The sequence below is a fragment of the Pseudomonas sp. VS40 genome, assembly GCF_018587885.1.
Lineage (GTDB): Bacteria > Pseudomonadota > Gammaproteobacteria > Pseudomonadales > Pseudomonadaceae > Aquipseudomonas > Aquipseudomonas pergaminensis.
Genome location: NZ_JAGYWD010000005.1, coordinates 321,848 through 337,547, shown reverse-complemented (window position 1 = coordinate 337,547; position 15,700 = coordinate 321,848). Strand labels below are relative to the sequence as shown.

The 15,700-nt window shown below is 61.7% G+C and carries 13 protein-coding genes and 1 pseudogene; 5 read left to right on the top strand and 9 right to left on the bottom strand.

The window, feature by feature from the left end; translation table 11 throughout:
* Positions 1 to 252 precede the first annotated feature (252 nt).
* Positions 253 to 1,161 (top strand): MurR/RpiR family transcriptional regulator, encoded by a 909-nt coding sequence (locus KHP07_RS17185; RefSeq protein WP_012723775.1) that lies wholly within the window; start codon positions 253 to 255, stop codon positions 1,159 to 1,161.
* Between the two features lie 601 nt (positions 1,162 to 1,762).
* On the opposite strand, the gene KHP07_RS17180 is transcribed toward KHP07_RS17185, so the two are convergent.
* Positions 1,763 to 2,668: a hypothetical protein gene (locus KHP07_RS17180; RefSeq protein ID WP_099493444.1), complete on the bottom strand. Its 906-nt coding sequence runs from the start codon at positions 2,666 to 2,668 to the stop codon at positions 1,763 to 1,765.
* Between the two features lie 437 nt (positions 2,669 to 3,105).
* On the opposite strand from KHP07_RS17180, the gene KHP07_RS17175 reads away from it, so the two are divergent.
* Together KHP07_RS17175 and KHP07_RS17170 are read left to right on the top strand one after the other, a co-directional pair.
* The gene (locus KHP07_RS17175) at positions 3,106 to 3,789 is read left to right on the top strand and encodes a response regulator transcription factor (protein ID WP_003219726.1); all 684 of its coding nucleotides are present in this window, start codon (positions 3,106 to 3,108) and stop codon (positions 3,787 to 3,789) included.
* Positions 3,767 to 5,158, top strand: a complete 1,392-nt coding sequence (locus KHP07_RS17170) for a sensor histidine kinase (RefSeq protein ID WP_078048027.1) — start codon at positions 3,767 to 3,769, stop codon at positions 5,156 to 5,158. The genes KHP07_RS17175 and KHP07_RS17170 overlap by 23 nt, the downstream gene beginning before the upstream one ends.
* A gap of 169 nt (positions 5,159 to 5,327) precedes the next feature.
* On the opposite strand, the gene KHP07_RS17165 is transcribed toward KHP07_RS17170, so the two are convergent.
* The 3 genes and pseudogenes from KHP07_RS17165 to KHP07_RS17155 all read right to left on the bottom strand — a co-directional run bounded on the left by KHP07_RS17165 (position 5,328) and on the right by KHP07_RS17155 (position 7,585).
* Complete coding sequence (locus tag KHP07_RS17165) at positions 5,328 to 5,744, bottom strand: SRPBCC family protein (RefSeq protein WP_214497595.1); 417 nt, start codon at positions 5,742 to 5,744, stop codon at positions 5,328 to 5,330.
* Positions 5,745 to 5,773: 29 nt separating this feature from the next.
* Positions 5,774 to 6,571, bottom strand: a complete 798-nt coding sequence (locus tag KHP07_RS17160; RefSeq protein ID WP_100490974.1) for an SDR family NAD(P)-dependent oxidoreductase — start codon at positions 6,569 to 6,571, stop codon at positions 5,774 to 5,776.
* A gap of 17 nt (positions 6,572 to 6,588) precedes the next feature.
* Positions 6,589 to 7,585 (bottom strand): annotated as a pseudogene (locus KHP07_RS17155) (aldo/keto reductase).
* Positions 7,586 to 7,698: 113 nt separating this feature from the next.
* On the opposite strand from KHP07_RS17155, the gene KHP07_RS17150 reads away from it, so the two are divergent.
* Positions 7,699 to 8,592: a LysR substrate-binding domain-containing protein gene (locus tag KHP07_RS17150; protein WP_100490976.1), complete on the top strand. Its 894-nt coding sequence runs from the start codon at positions 7,699 to 7,701 to the stop codon at positions 8,590 to 8,592.
* 120 nt (positions 8,593 to 8,712) lie between these two features.
* Here the strand turns inward: KHP07_RS17150 and KHP07_RS17145 are convergent, their stop codons facing one another.
* Genes KHP07_RS17145 through KHP07_RS17135 form a run of 3 tightly spaced genes read right to left on the bottom strand, consistent with a single transcriptional unit; the run spans position 8,713 to position 12,472 of the window.
* Positions 8,713 to 10,005 (bottom strand): NAD(P)/FAD-dependent oxidoreductase, encoded by a 1,293-nt coding sequence (locus tag KHP07_RS17145; RefSeq protein ID WP_100490977.1) that lies wholly within the window; start codon positions 10,003 to 10,005, stop codon positions 8,713 to 8,715.
* The gene (locus KHP07_RS17140; protein WP_214497594.1) at positions 10,002 to 11,090 is read right to left on the bottom strand and encodes a polyamine ABC transporter substrate-binding protein; all 1,089 of its coding nucleotides are present in this window, start codon (positions 11,088 to 11,090) and stop codon (positions 10,002 to 10,004) included. The genes KHP07_RS17145 and KHP07_RS17140 overlap by 4 nt, the downstream gene beginning before the upstream one ends.
* Before the next feature lie 23 nt (positions 11,091 to 11,113).
* Positions 11,114 to 12,472, bottom strand: coding sequence for a glutamine synthetase family protein (locus KHP07_RS17135; protein ID WP_078048020.1), 1,359 nt, complete (start codon positions 12,470 to 12,472; stop codon positions 11,114 to 11,116).
* Between the two features lie 139 nt (positions 12,473 to 12,611).
* Here KHP07_RS17135 and KHP07_RS17130 point away from each other — a divergent pair, with 139 nt between their 5' ends.
* Complete coding sequence (locus KHP07_RS17130; protein ID WP_099493794.1) at positions 12,612 to 13,508, top strand: helix-turn-helix domain-containing protein; 897 nt, start codon at positions 12,612 to 12,614, stop codon at positions 13,506 to 13,508.
* Positions 13,509 to 13,561: 53 nt separating this feature from the next.
* On the opposite strand, the gene KHP07_RS17125 is transcribed toward KHP07_RS17130, so the two are convergent.
* Complete coding sequence (locus tag KHP07_RS17125) at positions 13,562 to 14,665, bottom strand: acetoin dehydrogenase dihydrolipoyllysine-residue acetyltransferase subunit (RefSeq protein ID WP_214497593.1); 1,104 nt, start codon at positions 14,663 to 14,665, stop codon at positions 13,562 to 13,564.
* A complete protein-coding gene (locus KHP07_RS17120) occupies positions 14,662 to 15,681 on the bottom strand; it encodes an alpha-ketoacid dehydrogenase subunit beta (RefSeq protein WP_071490080.1) in 1,020 nt (339 codons plus the stop codon). Before KHP07_RS17120 ends, KHP07_RS17125 begins: the two co-directional genes overlap by 4 nt.
* Positions 15,682 to 15,700 lie beyond the last annotated feature (19 nt).

Below are 15,700 nucleotides of genomic sequence, written 5' to 3'. Positions count from 1 at the left end.
GTGCCGCCGTGGCGATGGCAAACGCTCTTGGTGGGAGCAGACTAGAACGTCCGGCGACGCCAATCAATATTTATTCCAGATATTTTTTCATTGGAATATTTTTTCCATTAAGCTTGTACAACGGCACTCCCACCGCAGTGCATCGTTTCAGCAGGCCACGCCGGCCGTGATGCCGGGGTATTTTTTTGCGCCTACCCTGTAGACTTGCGCCACCCATCAGCGCAACAGACAACAACGCCAGAAGGATTGACCATGTCCCGCACCGATCCCGAGACCACCCTGGAAGACTCTATCGCCAGCCCTCCGATCAATGCCGAGCGCCTGTTGCAGCTGATCACCGACGAATACGAGAGCCTGCCGCGCCAGCTCAAACGCATCGCCAGCTACATGAGCCAGCAGAGCGACCGGATCATGGTCGACCGCATCAGCGACATCGCCCGCGAGTGCGAAGTGCACCCGTCGGCCATCGTGCGTTTCTCGCAACGCTTCGGGTTCAGTGGCTTCAGTGAGATGCAGGCGTTGTTCCGCGAGGCCTACACCCACAAGACCACGCCGGTGCAGAACTACCAGCAACGCATCCGCAGCATGATCGCCAACAAATCGCAGAAGGCCAGCGGCGGTGACCTGGCGCGCGAATGCGTCAACGCGACCTTGTCCGGCATCGAGCGTCTGGGGCTGGAGCTGGATGATGTCGCGTTCGACAAAGCCGTGGACCTGGTGGTGAATGCCGACAATATCTACGTAGTCGGCGTGCGCCGCTCTTTTGCGGTGGCCGATTACCTGGTCTACAACCTGCAGCACACCAACAAGCGCATCCACCTGATTTCAGGCCTGGGCGGCAGCTACCGCGAGCAGATGCGCAGCGTGCGCGCCAATGACCTGGTGATCGCCATCAGCTTTACGCCGTATGGCAAAGAGACTCAGCACTGCCTGCGCATCGCCCAGCACCACCAGGCCAAGACCCTGATCATCACCGACAGCAATCTGTCGCCACTGGCCAAGCGGGCGAACGCCGTGCTGTTGGTGAATGAGGGGTCGTCGTTTGCGTTTCGTTCGTTGAGCGCCACGTTGTGCTTGTGCCAGGCGTTGTTTATTGCGGTGGCGTACCGGTTGGAATTGAAGGTGGATGAGATTCATGAGCAGGTTGGATTTGATGACTGAGCATGGGCCTCTGCAGGTCCCCACATTTATTGCTCAGCGTTAGGGGTTGGGATGACGCTGCCGGGACAGGCCTGAACGTGCGCTGCTGCAACGGGGCTTCCATCTGACGGCCACCGCGTATGCCCTGGTGTTCGCCGCTACCATCAGCGGCTACATGCTCGGCGCGAACCTGTTTCGCCGCTTGGTATGCTGGGCAACCGCCTGCGGTGATCATTGGCTACACCGCGCTGACCCTGGCACAGATCCGCTATCACGGCCGCGTGCTGGCCCAATGGTTAATAACGGCTTAGCCGCGCCTCTCGGATGTGCAGGTGATTATCCGCACACCGCGTAAGGGCCTGACGAACATCTGGATCCCCCTCCTGGTCACAAGCTGGCTGACCCTGCACAAAACCAAATGTGGGAGCGGGCTTGCCCGCGAAAGCGCCGTATCAGCCAACTCATGAGTCGCTGATACACGCCTTTCGCAAACAAACCCACTCCCACATTTTCTACCGATTAAGACGTGCTATCAGTGCATAAAGATCGCAATCAAAATGATCACCGGAATAGGCACACCGAGGAACCAAAGCAGTAATGAGCGCATGATGTTCTCCTTGAATTAACGTACGAAGTGTTCGGTTTCGACATACACCACGGCATCGCGACGGCGACCGCCAAAGGTGGCTGCGAAGCTGGCGAAGAATGCACCGATCAACAGCGCGACAAAGGTCCACAGCGAGGTATAGGCAGCGACTTTTGCGGCGGTGTCAGCGGCTTGCTTGGCTTTGAGCTTGGCGTCTTCAACAGCTTTACGGGCATCGCCATAGACCTTGTCGATACGCGCTTCGGCGTCCGCCTGGCTGAGGTTGGTGCGCTGGCTGATCAACTGGGCCAGGTAGGCACGGTCTTCAGGGGCCAGTTGGCCATCGTTGCTCAGGGTGCGGGTAAAGATGCGGGCAACCACGCCATGGGCGGCGTCATCACTGACAGCAACCGGGCGATCATCACGGAACAGGCTGTCGACGTAATAGTCGAAATCGCCACCGTTGACGCCCTTGGCTGCACTGCCGGCGGCTTGGGTGATACCGCTGGCCGCGCCGGCGGCAACACTGGCACCGGCTTTCACACCACCGCTGACAACACTGCTGACCGAACCCACCACCAGCACCGCGGTGATCAGCGTGGCAACCGCCCAGGCCAGGAAACCATGGGCAGTGTCGCGGAAGTACACCTCATCACCGTGCATGTTGGCCCACTTCACGCGCAACCGACCGGCGATATAACCGCCCAGCCCGGACGCCACAATCTGCGTGAACGCCAGCCAGACAATCGTGGAAATGCCAAGGCCCTTGGCACTGATACCGCTGTCAGCCCACGGCGACACCGCCGAAAAGCCCAGGCCGAAACCCAGCAATACCAGGATCAGCGACAGCGCAGCCGCGGCGGCAGCCCCGGCAAAAATCGCCCCCCAGGAAACCCCGGAGAGCGAGCTCGATTCTTGCAGCGTGGATGAGGATGTGATCATTGTTGTTTTGCTCCAAGGCAGAAAAATAGTGTTACAAGTCTCAAAAGGGACAGTGCAGGCACCATGCCAGTCGGCGCAAAATTTAAAGTCCTTATATTTCAATAATTTAAGTAAATTGAACTAACCCACACCATGCAACTTGCAAGAAATCACCGCAAAAGGCGGGCGTAATGCAATCTCACGCCAGCCACCAACCTGCAGGGGCCGGTGTGCCGGTGCTAGCGCCATTCCAACCGACCCGATAGTTGACCGATAGACCGCGATCGCCGGCAAGCCGTCTCCCACAGTGACCTGTGCCAATGGATGAAATCTGTGTCAGTTTTGCCAACATGAAGTTTTATTTAGGAAGCGTTCAGCTATTTCTTGGCAAAATGCCCGTACTTCTGTAGGCGCCGGCTTGCCGGCGAATGCGGTCTTCCAGTGTGAAAGGTAATCCCATGACCCGTATTTTGACCATCGAGGATGACGCCGTAACGGCCCGCGAGATCGTCGCCGAGCTGAGTAGCCATGGACTGGACGTAGACTGGGTAGACAACGGCCGCGAAGGCCTGGTCCGCGCCGTGAGCGGGGACTACGATTTGATCACCCTCGACCGCATGCTGCCGGAACTCGATGGCCTCGCCATCGTCACGACACTGCGCACCATTGGCGTCTCCACGCCGATCCTGATGATCAGCGCCCTCTCCGACGTTGACGAGCGCGTGCGCGGCCTGCGCGCCGGTGGTGACGATTACCTCACCAAGCCGTTCGCCTCGGACGAGATGGCGGCCCGCGTCGAAGTGCTGCTACGACGCAAAAGCACGGTCAAGGAATTCGAAACCGCCCTGCGCGTCGCGGACCTGGAGCTGAACCTGATCAGCCGCGAAGCCAGCCGCGCCGAACAACCCCTGAGCCTGTTGCCCACTGAATACAAGCTGCTCGAATTCCTGATGCGCAACACCGGGCAGATCCTGTCACGCATGATGATCTTCGAGGAGGTCTGGGGTTATCACTTCGACCCGGGCACCAACCTGATCGACGTGCACATCGGTCGCCTGCGCAAGAAGATCGACCCACCGGGCCTCACGCCGCTGATCCGCACGGTACGAGGTTCCGGTTATGTCATTGCTGAACCCCTCTAAAGGCTGGCGCTCCTCCAGCAGTCGCCTGCTGGCGTTGTACAGTTCGCTGTTCGTGGCCTGGAGCTGCATCCTCATGGGGGTGCTGTATTACGAGGTGTCCGGTTACCTGGGCGACCTGTCGCGCCATTCGCTGATGCAGCGCCAGCACCTGTTCCAGCGCTTCGACGGCGAGGAACTGGTGGAAGCCCTGACCACCAGCATGACCTTCGACATGAAGGGCGTGGACGCCTACGGGCTGTTCGATGAGCAGTTCCGCCCGCTCAGTGGGCCGATCCGCGCGATTCCGCCGGACCTGCCCCTGGACGGCAAGATCCACGCCCTGGCCAATTGCGTGGAATCCAACGACCCCAAATTGCCCAAGGACAGCTGCGACGCCGTGGCCACCCACACCGACGACGGCCGCTGGCTGGTGCTGGTGCGGGCTAACGGTTCGTTGTTCGGCGTAACCCGCATCATCTGGCACGCATTACTGTGGGCGCTGTCCCTGACGATTATCCCCGGCGCCGCCGGCTGGCACTTGTTGCGCCGCCGTCCGTTGCGACGCATCCGTGGGATCCAGGCGAGTGCCGAAGCCATCGTGGCCGGCGACCTCACCCACCGCCTGCCGCTGTCCAATCGGCGTGACGAACTGGACATGCTCGCCGCCATCGTCAACGCCATGCTCGACCGCATCGAAAAGCTGATGAACGAGGTCAAGGGCGTGTGCGACAACATCGCCCACGACCTGCGCACCCCGCTGACACGCTTGCGCGCGCAGTTGTACCGGATCAAGCAGGAGGCCGAGGCGGAGTCGGACTACGCGGTGAAACTGGATGACGCGATTGCCGAAACCGATACGCTGATGGCGCGCTTTCGCGGGCTGTTGCGTATCTCCGAACTGGAAGACCACCAGCGTCGATCAGGCTTCCTGGTGATGGACCCGTTGCCACTGTTGCGCGAACTGCACGACTTCTACCTGCCGCTGGCCGAAGAAGGCGAACTGCAGCTGCGGCTCGAAACCCCGGAATCCCTGCCGTGGATCACCGGCGACCGCGCCCTGTTGTTCGAAGCCCTGTCCAACCTGCTGAGCAACTCGATCAAGTTCTCCCCACCGGGCGGCGAGGTGATTCTGCGTGGGGTCAATGACGCCGGCAGCACACGCATCGAAGTGCACGACTCCGGACCGGGCATCCCGGCGGCGGAACGTGACGCAGTGTTCCAGCGCTTCTATCGCGTGGATGAAAGCGACCAGCAAGGCGGTTTCGGGTTGGGCTTGTCGATTGTGGCGGCGATCATCAACTTGCATGGGTTCAAGTTGGAAGTGGGTACCAGTGAACAAGGCGGTGCCAGATTAGTCCTGGAATGCCGCCAGCAGCTCATGCCCGAATAGCTTGCGCTGTTGAGATTTACTTCGGTGAGCGGGCTTGCTGTGGTGAGCGAGCTTGCTCGCGCTGGAGTGCGTAGCGCTCCCAAGATTTTTGGGGCTGCTGCGCAGCCCAGCGCGGGGCAGCACGGGGCAAACCCGCTCACCACAAAACCCAGTCACCACAGGTTCAGTTTCAGTCTGGGAAATTGGCGCGCAACGCCTCAAGCCCACCGCTGTAGACACCGGCAAACAATTCCTCCACCGCCGCATCCGTAGTCCCCGTCGCCGGCGTGAACACACCGGACCAGGTCACTTTCGCCGACGTTTCGGTCAAGACCTCAACCTGCAATGTCGCCAGATACGCACTCACCGGGAACGGTGACTGCTCGATGGTGTAGCTGTAGGTGCGCCCAACGTTATCAAAGCTCTGCAACCGCTCCACCACCACGCCACCGTCGGCGGTTTGCAGGTGACGCACGCGGCCGCCGTCGCTTGGCTCGCTCTTGACGATAAACGGCAGCCAGTCCGGCAGGCTGTTGAAGCCACCGACCAATTGCCAGACCTGATCGGCCGAGACCGGGATTTCAATTACAGAAGACGCTGTTGCCACGTTAATTACTCCAGAAAATAGAAAACAATTCAGATCGCCATGCTGTCGACAACACCGCCGTCGACCCGCAATGCAGCACCTGTGGTTGCAGAAGACAGGGGTGAAGCAATGTACGCCACCAGGTTGGCGACTTCATCTACATTCGCCGCGCGCTGGATGATCGACGTCGGCCGCGCATTACGTACAAACACATCCGCCTCGTCCCGCGCACTGCGCCCGGATTTTTGTGTCGCGTCCTTGAGCATCTGCTCCAGGCCGTCGGTAAAGGTCGGGCCAGGCAACACCGCGTTTACCGTCACACCGGTGCCCGCCAGGCGCTTGGCCAAGCCATGGGACACCGCCAGATTGGCGCTCTTGGTCACGCCGTAATTGATCATGTCCGCCGGTGTCGCCACGCCGGACTCCGACGACAGAAAGATCACCCGCCCCCAACCCTGCCCGACCATGCCCGGCACGTAATGCCGCGCCAGGCGTACACCGGAGATCACATTGACCTCATAAAAGCGTGTCCATTCGCTGTCCGGGGCCTCGAAGAAATCCACATCGTTGAAGATGCCCAGGTTGTTGACCAGGATGTCGGCACGCGGTTCGGCGGCGAAGAGTTTTTCTGCGCCCTCGGCTGTGCCAAGGTCAGCCACCAGCCCACGCAGGTCCGCATCGGGGACGGCCTGGCGGATGCTCGCCAGTGCGTCATCGACCTTGCCGGCCTCACGCCCGATTACCACCACAGTAGCGCCGGATGCCGCGAGTGCCTGGCTGATGCCCAGGCCTATGCCAGCCGTGCTGCCGCTGACGATGGCCACTTTGCCGCTTACATCGATTTTCATGGGTTGAACTCCTGAAGTTAAAGCGGCAGTGGTGCACGGTCCGAAATCAATCGGCCATCGCGCAGGGCCTGCCAGAAGGCTGCCGGGATCTTCTCTGACAACGCCGCAACGTCTTCGGCAATCCGCCCCGGACGACTGGCGCCTGGGATCACCGCAGCCACGGCCGGGTGCGCCAGGGAGAATTGCAGCGCGGCGGCCTTTACGCTCACGCCAAACGCCTGGGCAATCGCCTTGATCTGCTCAACCTTGCTGATGATCGCCGGGCTGGCTGGCTGGTACTCAAAGTGCGCGCCACCGGCGAGGATGCCGGAGCTGTAGGGGCCACCGACGACGATCTCGACGTTCTGTGCCAGGGCCGCATCCATCAAGCGTTGCAGGGCGCGGTCGTGGTCCAGCAAAGTGTAGCGGCCGGCCAGCAAAAAGCCGTCGGGTTGCGCTTCAGTCAGGTCCAGGGTCAGCTCGCACGGCTCGACGCGGTTCACACCCAGGCCCCAGGCCTTGCTCTTCGCGCAAGCGAGTCAGCACTTTGAACGCACCGGTACGGGCCTGGTTGAAGTACTCCAGCCACTGGTCGCCGTAGAAGTCCTGGGCGATGTCATGGATCCACACGATGTCGAGGCGATCGGTGTTCAGGCGGGCCAGGCTGTCTTCAATCGAGCGCATCGTCGCGTCGGCGCTGTAGTCGTTGACCATCTTGTTCGGGCGACCGTGTTCGAACACACCGCTTTTTTCGCCGAGGTCACGGGGGCTTGCTTCGATTTCGTCGAGAATCACCCGGCCGACCTTGGTGCTGAGCACGAAGTCGTCGCGGTTGTACTGCGACAGGGCTTGGCCCAGGCGGATTTCAGAGAGGCCCGAGCCGTAGAACGGCGCGGTGTCGAAATAGCGCACGCCGGCGCTCCAGGCAGCCTCCACGGTGGCCTGGGCCTCGTCTTCAGGAATGGCGCGGAACATGTTGCCCAGCGGTGCGGTGCCAAAGCCGAGTTGGCCGGGAAGTTTATCTTTCAAGCTCATGGTGGATCCTCAATGGGTGCAGGGGTCGCTGTGACCGTTGAGCAGATCCTAGATTGCAGAGATCGGACCGTCCAAGACATACTGCGACCAACTTGAGTCCTCGCAGGTCTAACATGATCGATCTCCGCCAACTGCGCTACTTCGAAGTGGTCGCCGAAGAAGAACACGTCGGCCGTGCAGCCGAACGCCTGCACATCTCGCAGTCGCCGCTGAGCCGGCAGATCGCCCAGCTTGAAGAACGCCTGGGCCTGACCCTGTTTGAACGCAGCCAGCAACGCATCCGCCTGACCCGCGACGGCCAGACTTTCCTGGCTGAAACCAGGGCCTTGCTGACCCACGCCAATCGCCTGGAATCCCTGGGCAAGCGCCTGGGCCGTGGTGAAGAAGGTGGCCTGTGCATCGGCTATATCGAAAACGCCATGCATGCCGGTGTATTGCCCAATGCCCTGCGCATCCTGCGCGACGACCGCCCCACCGTGCATATCAAGCTGTATAACCTGCCGTCGCTGGAACAACTCGAAGGCCTGCGCCAACGCAGCCTGGACATCGCCCTGGTCGGCGAACCACCGGCTGCCGACGACCCGGACCTGATCGCACGGCAAGTGCTGGACGAGCCCATGCTGCTGGCGTTGCCCGAGCACCATCCATTGGCCCATCAAAGCGAGTTGTTGCCCGAGCACCTGGCCGGCCAGGAGTGGATCGGCGTGCAACGCAAACCTGGCGCCAACCCCGCCGACGACTTTGTGGCCGCCTGCATTCGCGCCGGCTTCACCCCGCAGATCCCCATGGAAGCCGGTGAACCGTTTACCGCGTTGGGCCTGGTGGCTTCGGGCCTGGGCGTGGCAATGGTGCAAAAGGGCCTGAGCCGCAATGCCCCGCCCGGAGTGGTGTTGCGGGAGTTGCCGTGGCTGAGCTACACCACACCATTGTGGGCAGCGTGGCATCGGATCAACCTGCGGCCACTGGTGGAAACCTTCCGCAAAGTGCTCACCGAACCCAAGGCCTGACGCCGTTCAAAACTGTGGGAGCGGGCTTGCTCGCGAATGCGGTGGATCAGTCAGTGCATGTGTCACTGAAAGACCGCTTTCGCGAGCAAGCCCGCTCCCACATTAGGATGGTGGTGTCGGTTAGATCACCTCCCGCAGGCGATACCACAACATCCCCAACGCCAGCAGCGGCGAACGCAACGCCTTGCCGCCGGGAAAGGTCATGTGTGGCACCTGGCTGAAAATATCCAGGCCCGTACTGTGGCCGGCGTGGATACCTTCGGCCAGCAACTTTGCGCACCAGTGGGTCACGTTCAACCCATGCCCGGAATAGCCCTGGGCATAAAACACATTCGGGTATTGCTTCAAGCGCCCCACCTGCGGAAAGCGGTTGGCGGTAATGCCGATCTTGCCGCCCCACTGAAACTCAATGGCGGTATGGGCCAGTTGCGGGAACACCTTGAGCATTTTCGGCTGCATATAGGCGGCGATGTCCACCGGATCGCGCCCGGAGTAATGGCAGGCGCCGCCGAATAGCAGGCGGCGGTCAGCGGACAATCGATAGTAATCCAGGCCGACTTTCTGGTCGCACAGCGCAAGGTTCTGCGGGATCAACTGGTTGGCCACGTCTTCCGACAACGGCTCGGTGGCGATGATGTAGCTGCCCGCCGGGAGCACCTTGCCGCTCAAGCGCGGTTCCAGTTCCTCCAGGTGCGCATTGCAGGCCAGCACCAGGCTGGCGGCGCGCACCGTACCGCCGGCGCAACGGACTTGAACCGTGTCGCCGTGGAGCAGTTCCAGCACCTCGGTGTGCTCGAAGATCCGCACCCCAAGGGACTCGGCCAGCCGCGCCTCACCCAGTACCAGGTTCAGCGGATGCAAATGCCCGGAGCCCATGTCCACCAGCCCCCCGGCATACACGGTCGAACCGACCACCTGTTGCAGGTCCTGCGCACCGACCAGGCGGGTTTCATGGGTGTACCCCAGTTGCGCCAAGTGCGCCTGCTCGTCCTTGAACGCCGCGAACTGCGCCGGCGTATTCGCCAACTCACAAAAGCCCCAGCGCAAGTCGCAGTCGATGCTGTGCTCGCGAATGCGCTCGCCCACCAGCGCCACCGACTCGATGCCAGCGCGTTCCAGGTAGCGCACGCCCTCCTCGCCCACGTATTTGGCAAACCCCGACACGTCATGGCCGATGCCGCGAATCAGTTGCCCGCCGTTGCGCCCGCTGGCGCCCCAGCCGATGCGCCGGGCCTCCAGCAGGATCACCGAGAGCCCACGTTGGGCCAGTTCGATGGCGGTGTTGACGCCGGTGAACCCGCCGCCGATCACACACACATCGGCGGTCAGGTCGGCGCCCAGTGCCGGGCGCTCCACCAGGGCGTTGGCCGTGGCCCGGTAGTAGGACCGGGCGTGGTCAGTCGATTGAATCATTTGTTGGTCTTCACTTTGCTCCAGGCGCGGGTCATCAGGCGCATGGTCGCCGGGGTCGGCGTGGTGGAAATATAGAGTTTGTCGAGCACTTCCTGCGGCGGGTACACCTCGGGGTTGTTCACCAGTTCCGGGTCCATGAAGGCCTTGGCGGCGGGGTTGGCGTTGGCATAACCCACCGAGGCGCTGACCTTGGCGATCACTTCAGGGTCGAGCAGATAGTTAATGAAGGCGTGGGCTTCTTTCGGGTTGCTCGCGTCGGTGGGAATCGCCAGCAGGTCGAACCACAGGTTGGAGCCTTCCTTGGGAATCGAATAAGCGATGTTCACGCCGTTCTTGGCTTCCTTGGCGCGGTTGGCGGCCTGGAACACGTCGCCGGAATAACCGAATGCCACGCAGATATCACCGTTGGCCAAATCCGAGATGTACTTGGAGGAATGGAAGTAGGTGATGTACGGCCGCAGCGTCAGCAGCTTGGCTTCGGCCTGCTTGTAGTCCTCGGGATTCTCGCTGCGCGGGTCCTTGCCCATGTAGTTGAGGATCGCCGGGAACAGCTCATCCGCCGAATCGAGAAAGGCCACGCCACACTGGCTGAGTTTCTTGATGTTCTCGGGCTCGAACAGCACCGCCCACGAATCGATGTGGTCGATGCCCAGCACCTGCTTGACCTTGTCGACGTTGTAGCCGATGCCATTGGTGCCCCACAGGTAGGGCACCGAGTGCGCATTACCTGGGTCGTTTTTCTCCAGCAGCTTGAGCAGCTTGGGGTCGAGGTTCTTGAAGTTGGGCAACTGCGCACGGTCGAGCTTGAGGAACGCACCGGCCTTTACCTGGCGTGCCAGGAAGTGGTTGGACGGCACGACCACGTCATAGCCGGTGCGCCCGGCGAGCAACTTGCCCTCCAGGGTTTCATTGGAGTCGAACACGTCATAGATCGGCTTGATCCCGGTCTTGGCCTGGAAGTCGGCCAGGGTGGTCTCGCCGATGTAGTCGGTCCAGTTGTAGACGCTGACCGTCGGTGCTGCCTGGCTGGTGCTGCTGAACGCGGCCACCAGGGCCAGCGGGAGAAGCTGTTTCACAAGACGCATATCGACACCCCTTTATTGGTTTTTTAGACGCTCAACAGCAGGAACTCACGCTCCCAGGAACTGATCACCCGCTTGAAATTCTCGTGCTCGGCGCGTTTGACCGCCACGTAGCCACGCACGAATTTATCGCCCAGGTACTGCTTGACCGTGTCGCAGTCCTCCATGCGTGCCAGCGCATCTTCGAGGGTGAATGGCAGGCGCAGGTTGCGGCGCTCGTAGGCGCGGCCCTCCACCGGTGCGCTCGGTTCGATCTGCTCGACCATGCCCAGGTAGCCACACAACAGACTAGCGGCAATCGCCAGGTAGGGATTGGCATCGGCGCCGGGCAGGCGGTTTTCCACACGCATGGCGTCGGGGCTGGAGGTGGGTACGCGCAGGCCGACAGTGCGGTTTTCTTCGCCCCACTCCACGTTCACCGGTGCCGAGGTATCCGGCAAAAAGCGGCGGAACGAGTTCACGTTGGGCGCGAACATCGGCAGCAGCTTGGGGATGTACTTCTGCAGGCCGCCGATATGGTGCAGGAACAATTGGCTCTTGTTGCCCTCGGCGTCGACGAACACCGGCTTGCCGGTGGCGATGTCGACCACGCTCTGGTGCAGGTGCATGGCGCTGCCCGGCTCGTCGGCCACCGGTTTGGCCATGAAGGTCGCGGCCACGTTGTGCTTGAGCGCGGCCTCGCGCAGGGTGCGCTTGAACACGGTGATCTGGTCGGCCAGGTCGAGGGCGTCACCGTGGCGGAAGTTGATTTCCATCTGCGCCGGGCCGTCTTCGTGGATCAGCGTATCGAGGTCCAGGCCCTGGGCTTCGCACCAGTCGTAGACGTCTTCGAACAACGGGTCGAATTCGTTGGCCGCGTCGATGGAAAACGACTGGCGCCCGGTCTCGGCGCGGCCGGAGCGACCAATCGGTGTTTTCAGCGGCAGGTCCGGGTCTTCGCAGCGCTGGGTCAGGTAGAACTCCATTTCCGGCGCGACAATCGGCTGCCAACCCTTGTCGGTGTAGAGCTGCAGGACTTTCTTCAGCACGTTGCGCGGCGACAGTTCGATGGGGTTGCCCTGCTTGTCGAAGGTGTCGTGGATCACAATCGCGGTGGGCTCGATGGCCCATGGCACCACGTAGGTGGCGTTGGACACCGGGCGGCAGATCATGTCGATGTCGGCCGGGTCGAGCAGGTCGTAGTAGATATCGTCGTCGACAAAGTCCCCGGTTACCGTTTGCAGCAGCACACTTTCCGGCAGGCGCATGCCTCGCTCATGCAGGAACTTGTTGGTGGGCGCAATCTTGCCGCGTGCGATGCCAGTCAAATCACTGATCACGCATTCGACTTCGGTAATCTTGTGTTCTTTCAGCCAGGCGGACAGCTGATCGAAGGGGGCGTTCATAAGGACCTCGTCATGGGTGGGGGGCATGCGCCGGCTTGTACTCCTGGCGCATTGAGGTCTATCTTGAGGCCGCCGCACGGCAGCATCTATCCACTTTGCACGACCCACAACGCACCAATAGAGTGCGCCCAGGTTTCCCATGACACAGGCAACAGCTTTGCGCGTACAGGCCTTCACCACCGGTGATGTGGCCGCCCAATGCAGTGCGACCCCCGGCTGGGTGCAGCAGTACCAGCAGATGTCTCCCGGGCATTTTGCCGGGCAGATCCGCTACCTCGACCTGCAAGGTGTGGAGGTGTACGAAGAGTGCATGAACACCCGCGTGGAGCAGCATTTCAACGCGCCCGCCGGCGCTCTGGCGTTCTGTTTCGACGGCAGCGACAACGCGCTGTACCTGCTCAATGGCGAAAGCCGCAACACCTGGATCACCCCGGAAAACTACCGTGAAGTGGCGGTGGTGTTCGGGCCGCAGTTCGTGCAGCGTCACGGCCTGGATGTGGCGAAACTCGAAGGTTTGTTCATGGCGCCGCTGACCTGCCAGCAGAACGCGCTGTTCAGCCGTTGGTTGAGTGGCACCCTCACCCGCCTGTCCGCCGAGATCGACCCCGCCAGCCGCGACGCCCTCACCCAGCAACTGCTCGACGATTGCCTGTTTATCCTCGACAACGCCTGCGTGTGCCTGGACCGTTACTCGTTGCAGCGGCGCAGTGAAGAGCGCCGGCTGATGGCGCGCATCGGCGAATGGGCAGCAGACGCGCCGGACGAAACGGTCAACCTGCTGGAACTGGCGCAGATCGCCGGGGTGCCGTTGCGCCAATTGCAACAGGGGTTCAAGACCTACACCGGGATGAGCCCGGCGCAGTGGTTGCGCTTGCGCAGGTTGAATGGGGCGCGGCGGGAGTTGCTCAATTCAACCGGGACCACCGTGGCCGAGGTGGCGATGAATTGGTCATTCTGGCATTTGGGGCGGTTTTCCAGCAGCTACCGCGCCCTGTTCAAAGAGCTTCCAAGCGAAACCCTGAAGCGTTGCGTTTGAAACCCAATCCAAATGGTGGGAAGGGGCTTACCCCCCCCACATTGGGCTGTATTTCAAGGTTGGGACTTGAGAAAAGCGGCCATCACCTGGTTGACCCGCTCCGCCGCCTCCAACTGCACCATATGCCCCTGCCCCGGCAGAATTTCCACCTGGGCATCCAACCCCTCGGCATGCCGGGCGGGGATGATCGCATCGTCACTGCCCCAGATCACCAGGCTCGGCTGCCGGCCCACGCGATGACGTAAGTCCAGCTTCTGTCGTCCGCCCTCGAACAACGCGGTATTGAGCTGCTGCAGCGCCTTGTCCACCCCTTCCAGGCGCTTGAACTTGAGCATGTCCTCCAGCATCTGCCGCGTCACCAGCGCGGGGTCGCTGAACAGTTGGGTCAGTGGCGGCTTGAGCGCATTGCGGTTGCTGGCGTCGGCAAACCCTTGCAAGTAATCGCCGTTGATCTCCTGGCCGAGGCCGGCGCTGGCGATCAGGGTCAATGAGGCAACACGCGCGTGCGCCTGGTCGGCAACGGTCAGTGCGACCAGCCCGCCCATGGAATGCCCGGCCAGGTGTACGCGGTCGAGCCTGAGGTGATCGAGCAAGGCCAGCACCGCAAGGCTCAGTTCCTCGGCATCGCCGCTACGCAGTTGCTTGCCCGACTCGCCATGCCCTGGCAGGTCCAGGGCGATTACCCGGCGTTCGGCGGCCAATACCGGTTGGTTGAACAGCCAGTTGTTCAGATCCCCCCCGAATCCGTGAATCAGTACCAACGGCGTGCCACCCTCGCCCAGCTCGAGATAGCGCAACAGAAACCCGCCTATCTCGACTTTCTGCGCACTCGGTCCCGAAGCTTCGGTTTCGGCACTGCTGGAGACAAACCCGGCATTGAAGCTGTCGATCACCGCATCGATTTCCTCTTCGGTGGCTTCGCCCTCCACCACAATCCCCAGCAACGCGCCCACCGGCAGGGTTTCGTCGCTCAGTGCCAACACACGGCGCAGCACGCCATTGAACGGCGCCTCGACACTGCTGGAGAGCTTATCGGTCTCCACGTCCAACACTTCTTCGCCCTTTTCCACCCGGTCGCCGGGTTGCTTGAGCCAGACATCGATGCGCCCCTCGGTCATCGACAGCCCCCACTTGGGCATGGTCAAGGTATGGATCATGCGGCATTCCTCTTGTCGGCGATCTTCAGCACCGCGGCTTCGATCTTCGCGGCGTTGGGGATGTACAGGTCTTCCAGCGCATCGGAGAACGGCACCGGCGTGTGCGGCGCGGTGACCATTTCGATTGGCGCGCGCAGGAAAGAAAAACCCTGCTGGGCGACCAATGCACTGATATCGGTGGCAATCGAGCAGCGCGGGTTGGACTCGTCGATCACCACCAGGCGCCCGGTCTTTTCCACGCTTTCGAGGATGCTGTCGGCATCCAACGGACTGGTGGTGCGCAGGTCCAGCACCTCGCAATCGATGCCTTGTCGCGCCAGGCTGGTCGCGGCTTCCAGGGCGATGTGCACCATTCGCCCGTAGGTCACCAGGGTCACATCCCTGCCCTCGCGGACAAAATTGGCTTCACCGAAAGGCACGGTGTACAGCTCTTCGGGCACTTCGCCCTGCAGGCTGTAGAGCATCTTGTGCTCGAGGAAGATCACCGGGTCATTGTCGCGGATCGCCTGGATCAACATGCCCTTGGCGTCATAGGGCGTGGCTGGGCACACCACCTTGAGGCCGGGAATGTGTGTCCACATCGAGGTGAGCATCTGCGAATGCTGGGCGGCCGCCCGCAGCCCGGCGCCGTACATGGCGCGCACTACCAGCGGCGTGGTGGTCTTGCCGCCGAACATGTAGCGGAACTTGGCGGCCTGGTTGAGCAACTGGTCGAGGCAGCAGCCGATAAAGTCGACGAACATCAGTTCGCACACCGGGCGCATGCCACGGGTGGCAGCGCCGACGGCCATGCCCACGTAGCCGACTTCGGACAGCGGCGCATCGAGCACGCGGTCGGGAAACTCCGGGTACAGGCCCTTGGTCACGCCAAGCACACCGCCCCAGGCGTCCTGCTCGCCAGGGGAACCGGTGCCGCCGGACACGTCCTGGCCGATGATGAACACGCTCTGGTCGCGGCGCATTTCCTGGGCCAGGGCTTCGTTGATTGCCTGCTGGTAGCTGATTTTGCGAGCCATGAAATTCTCTCCACGAATT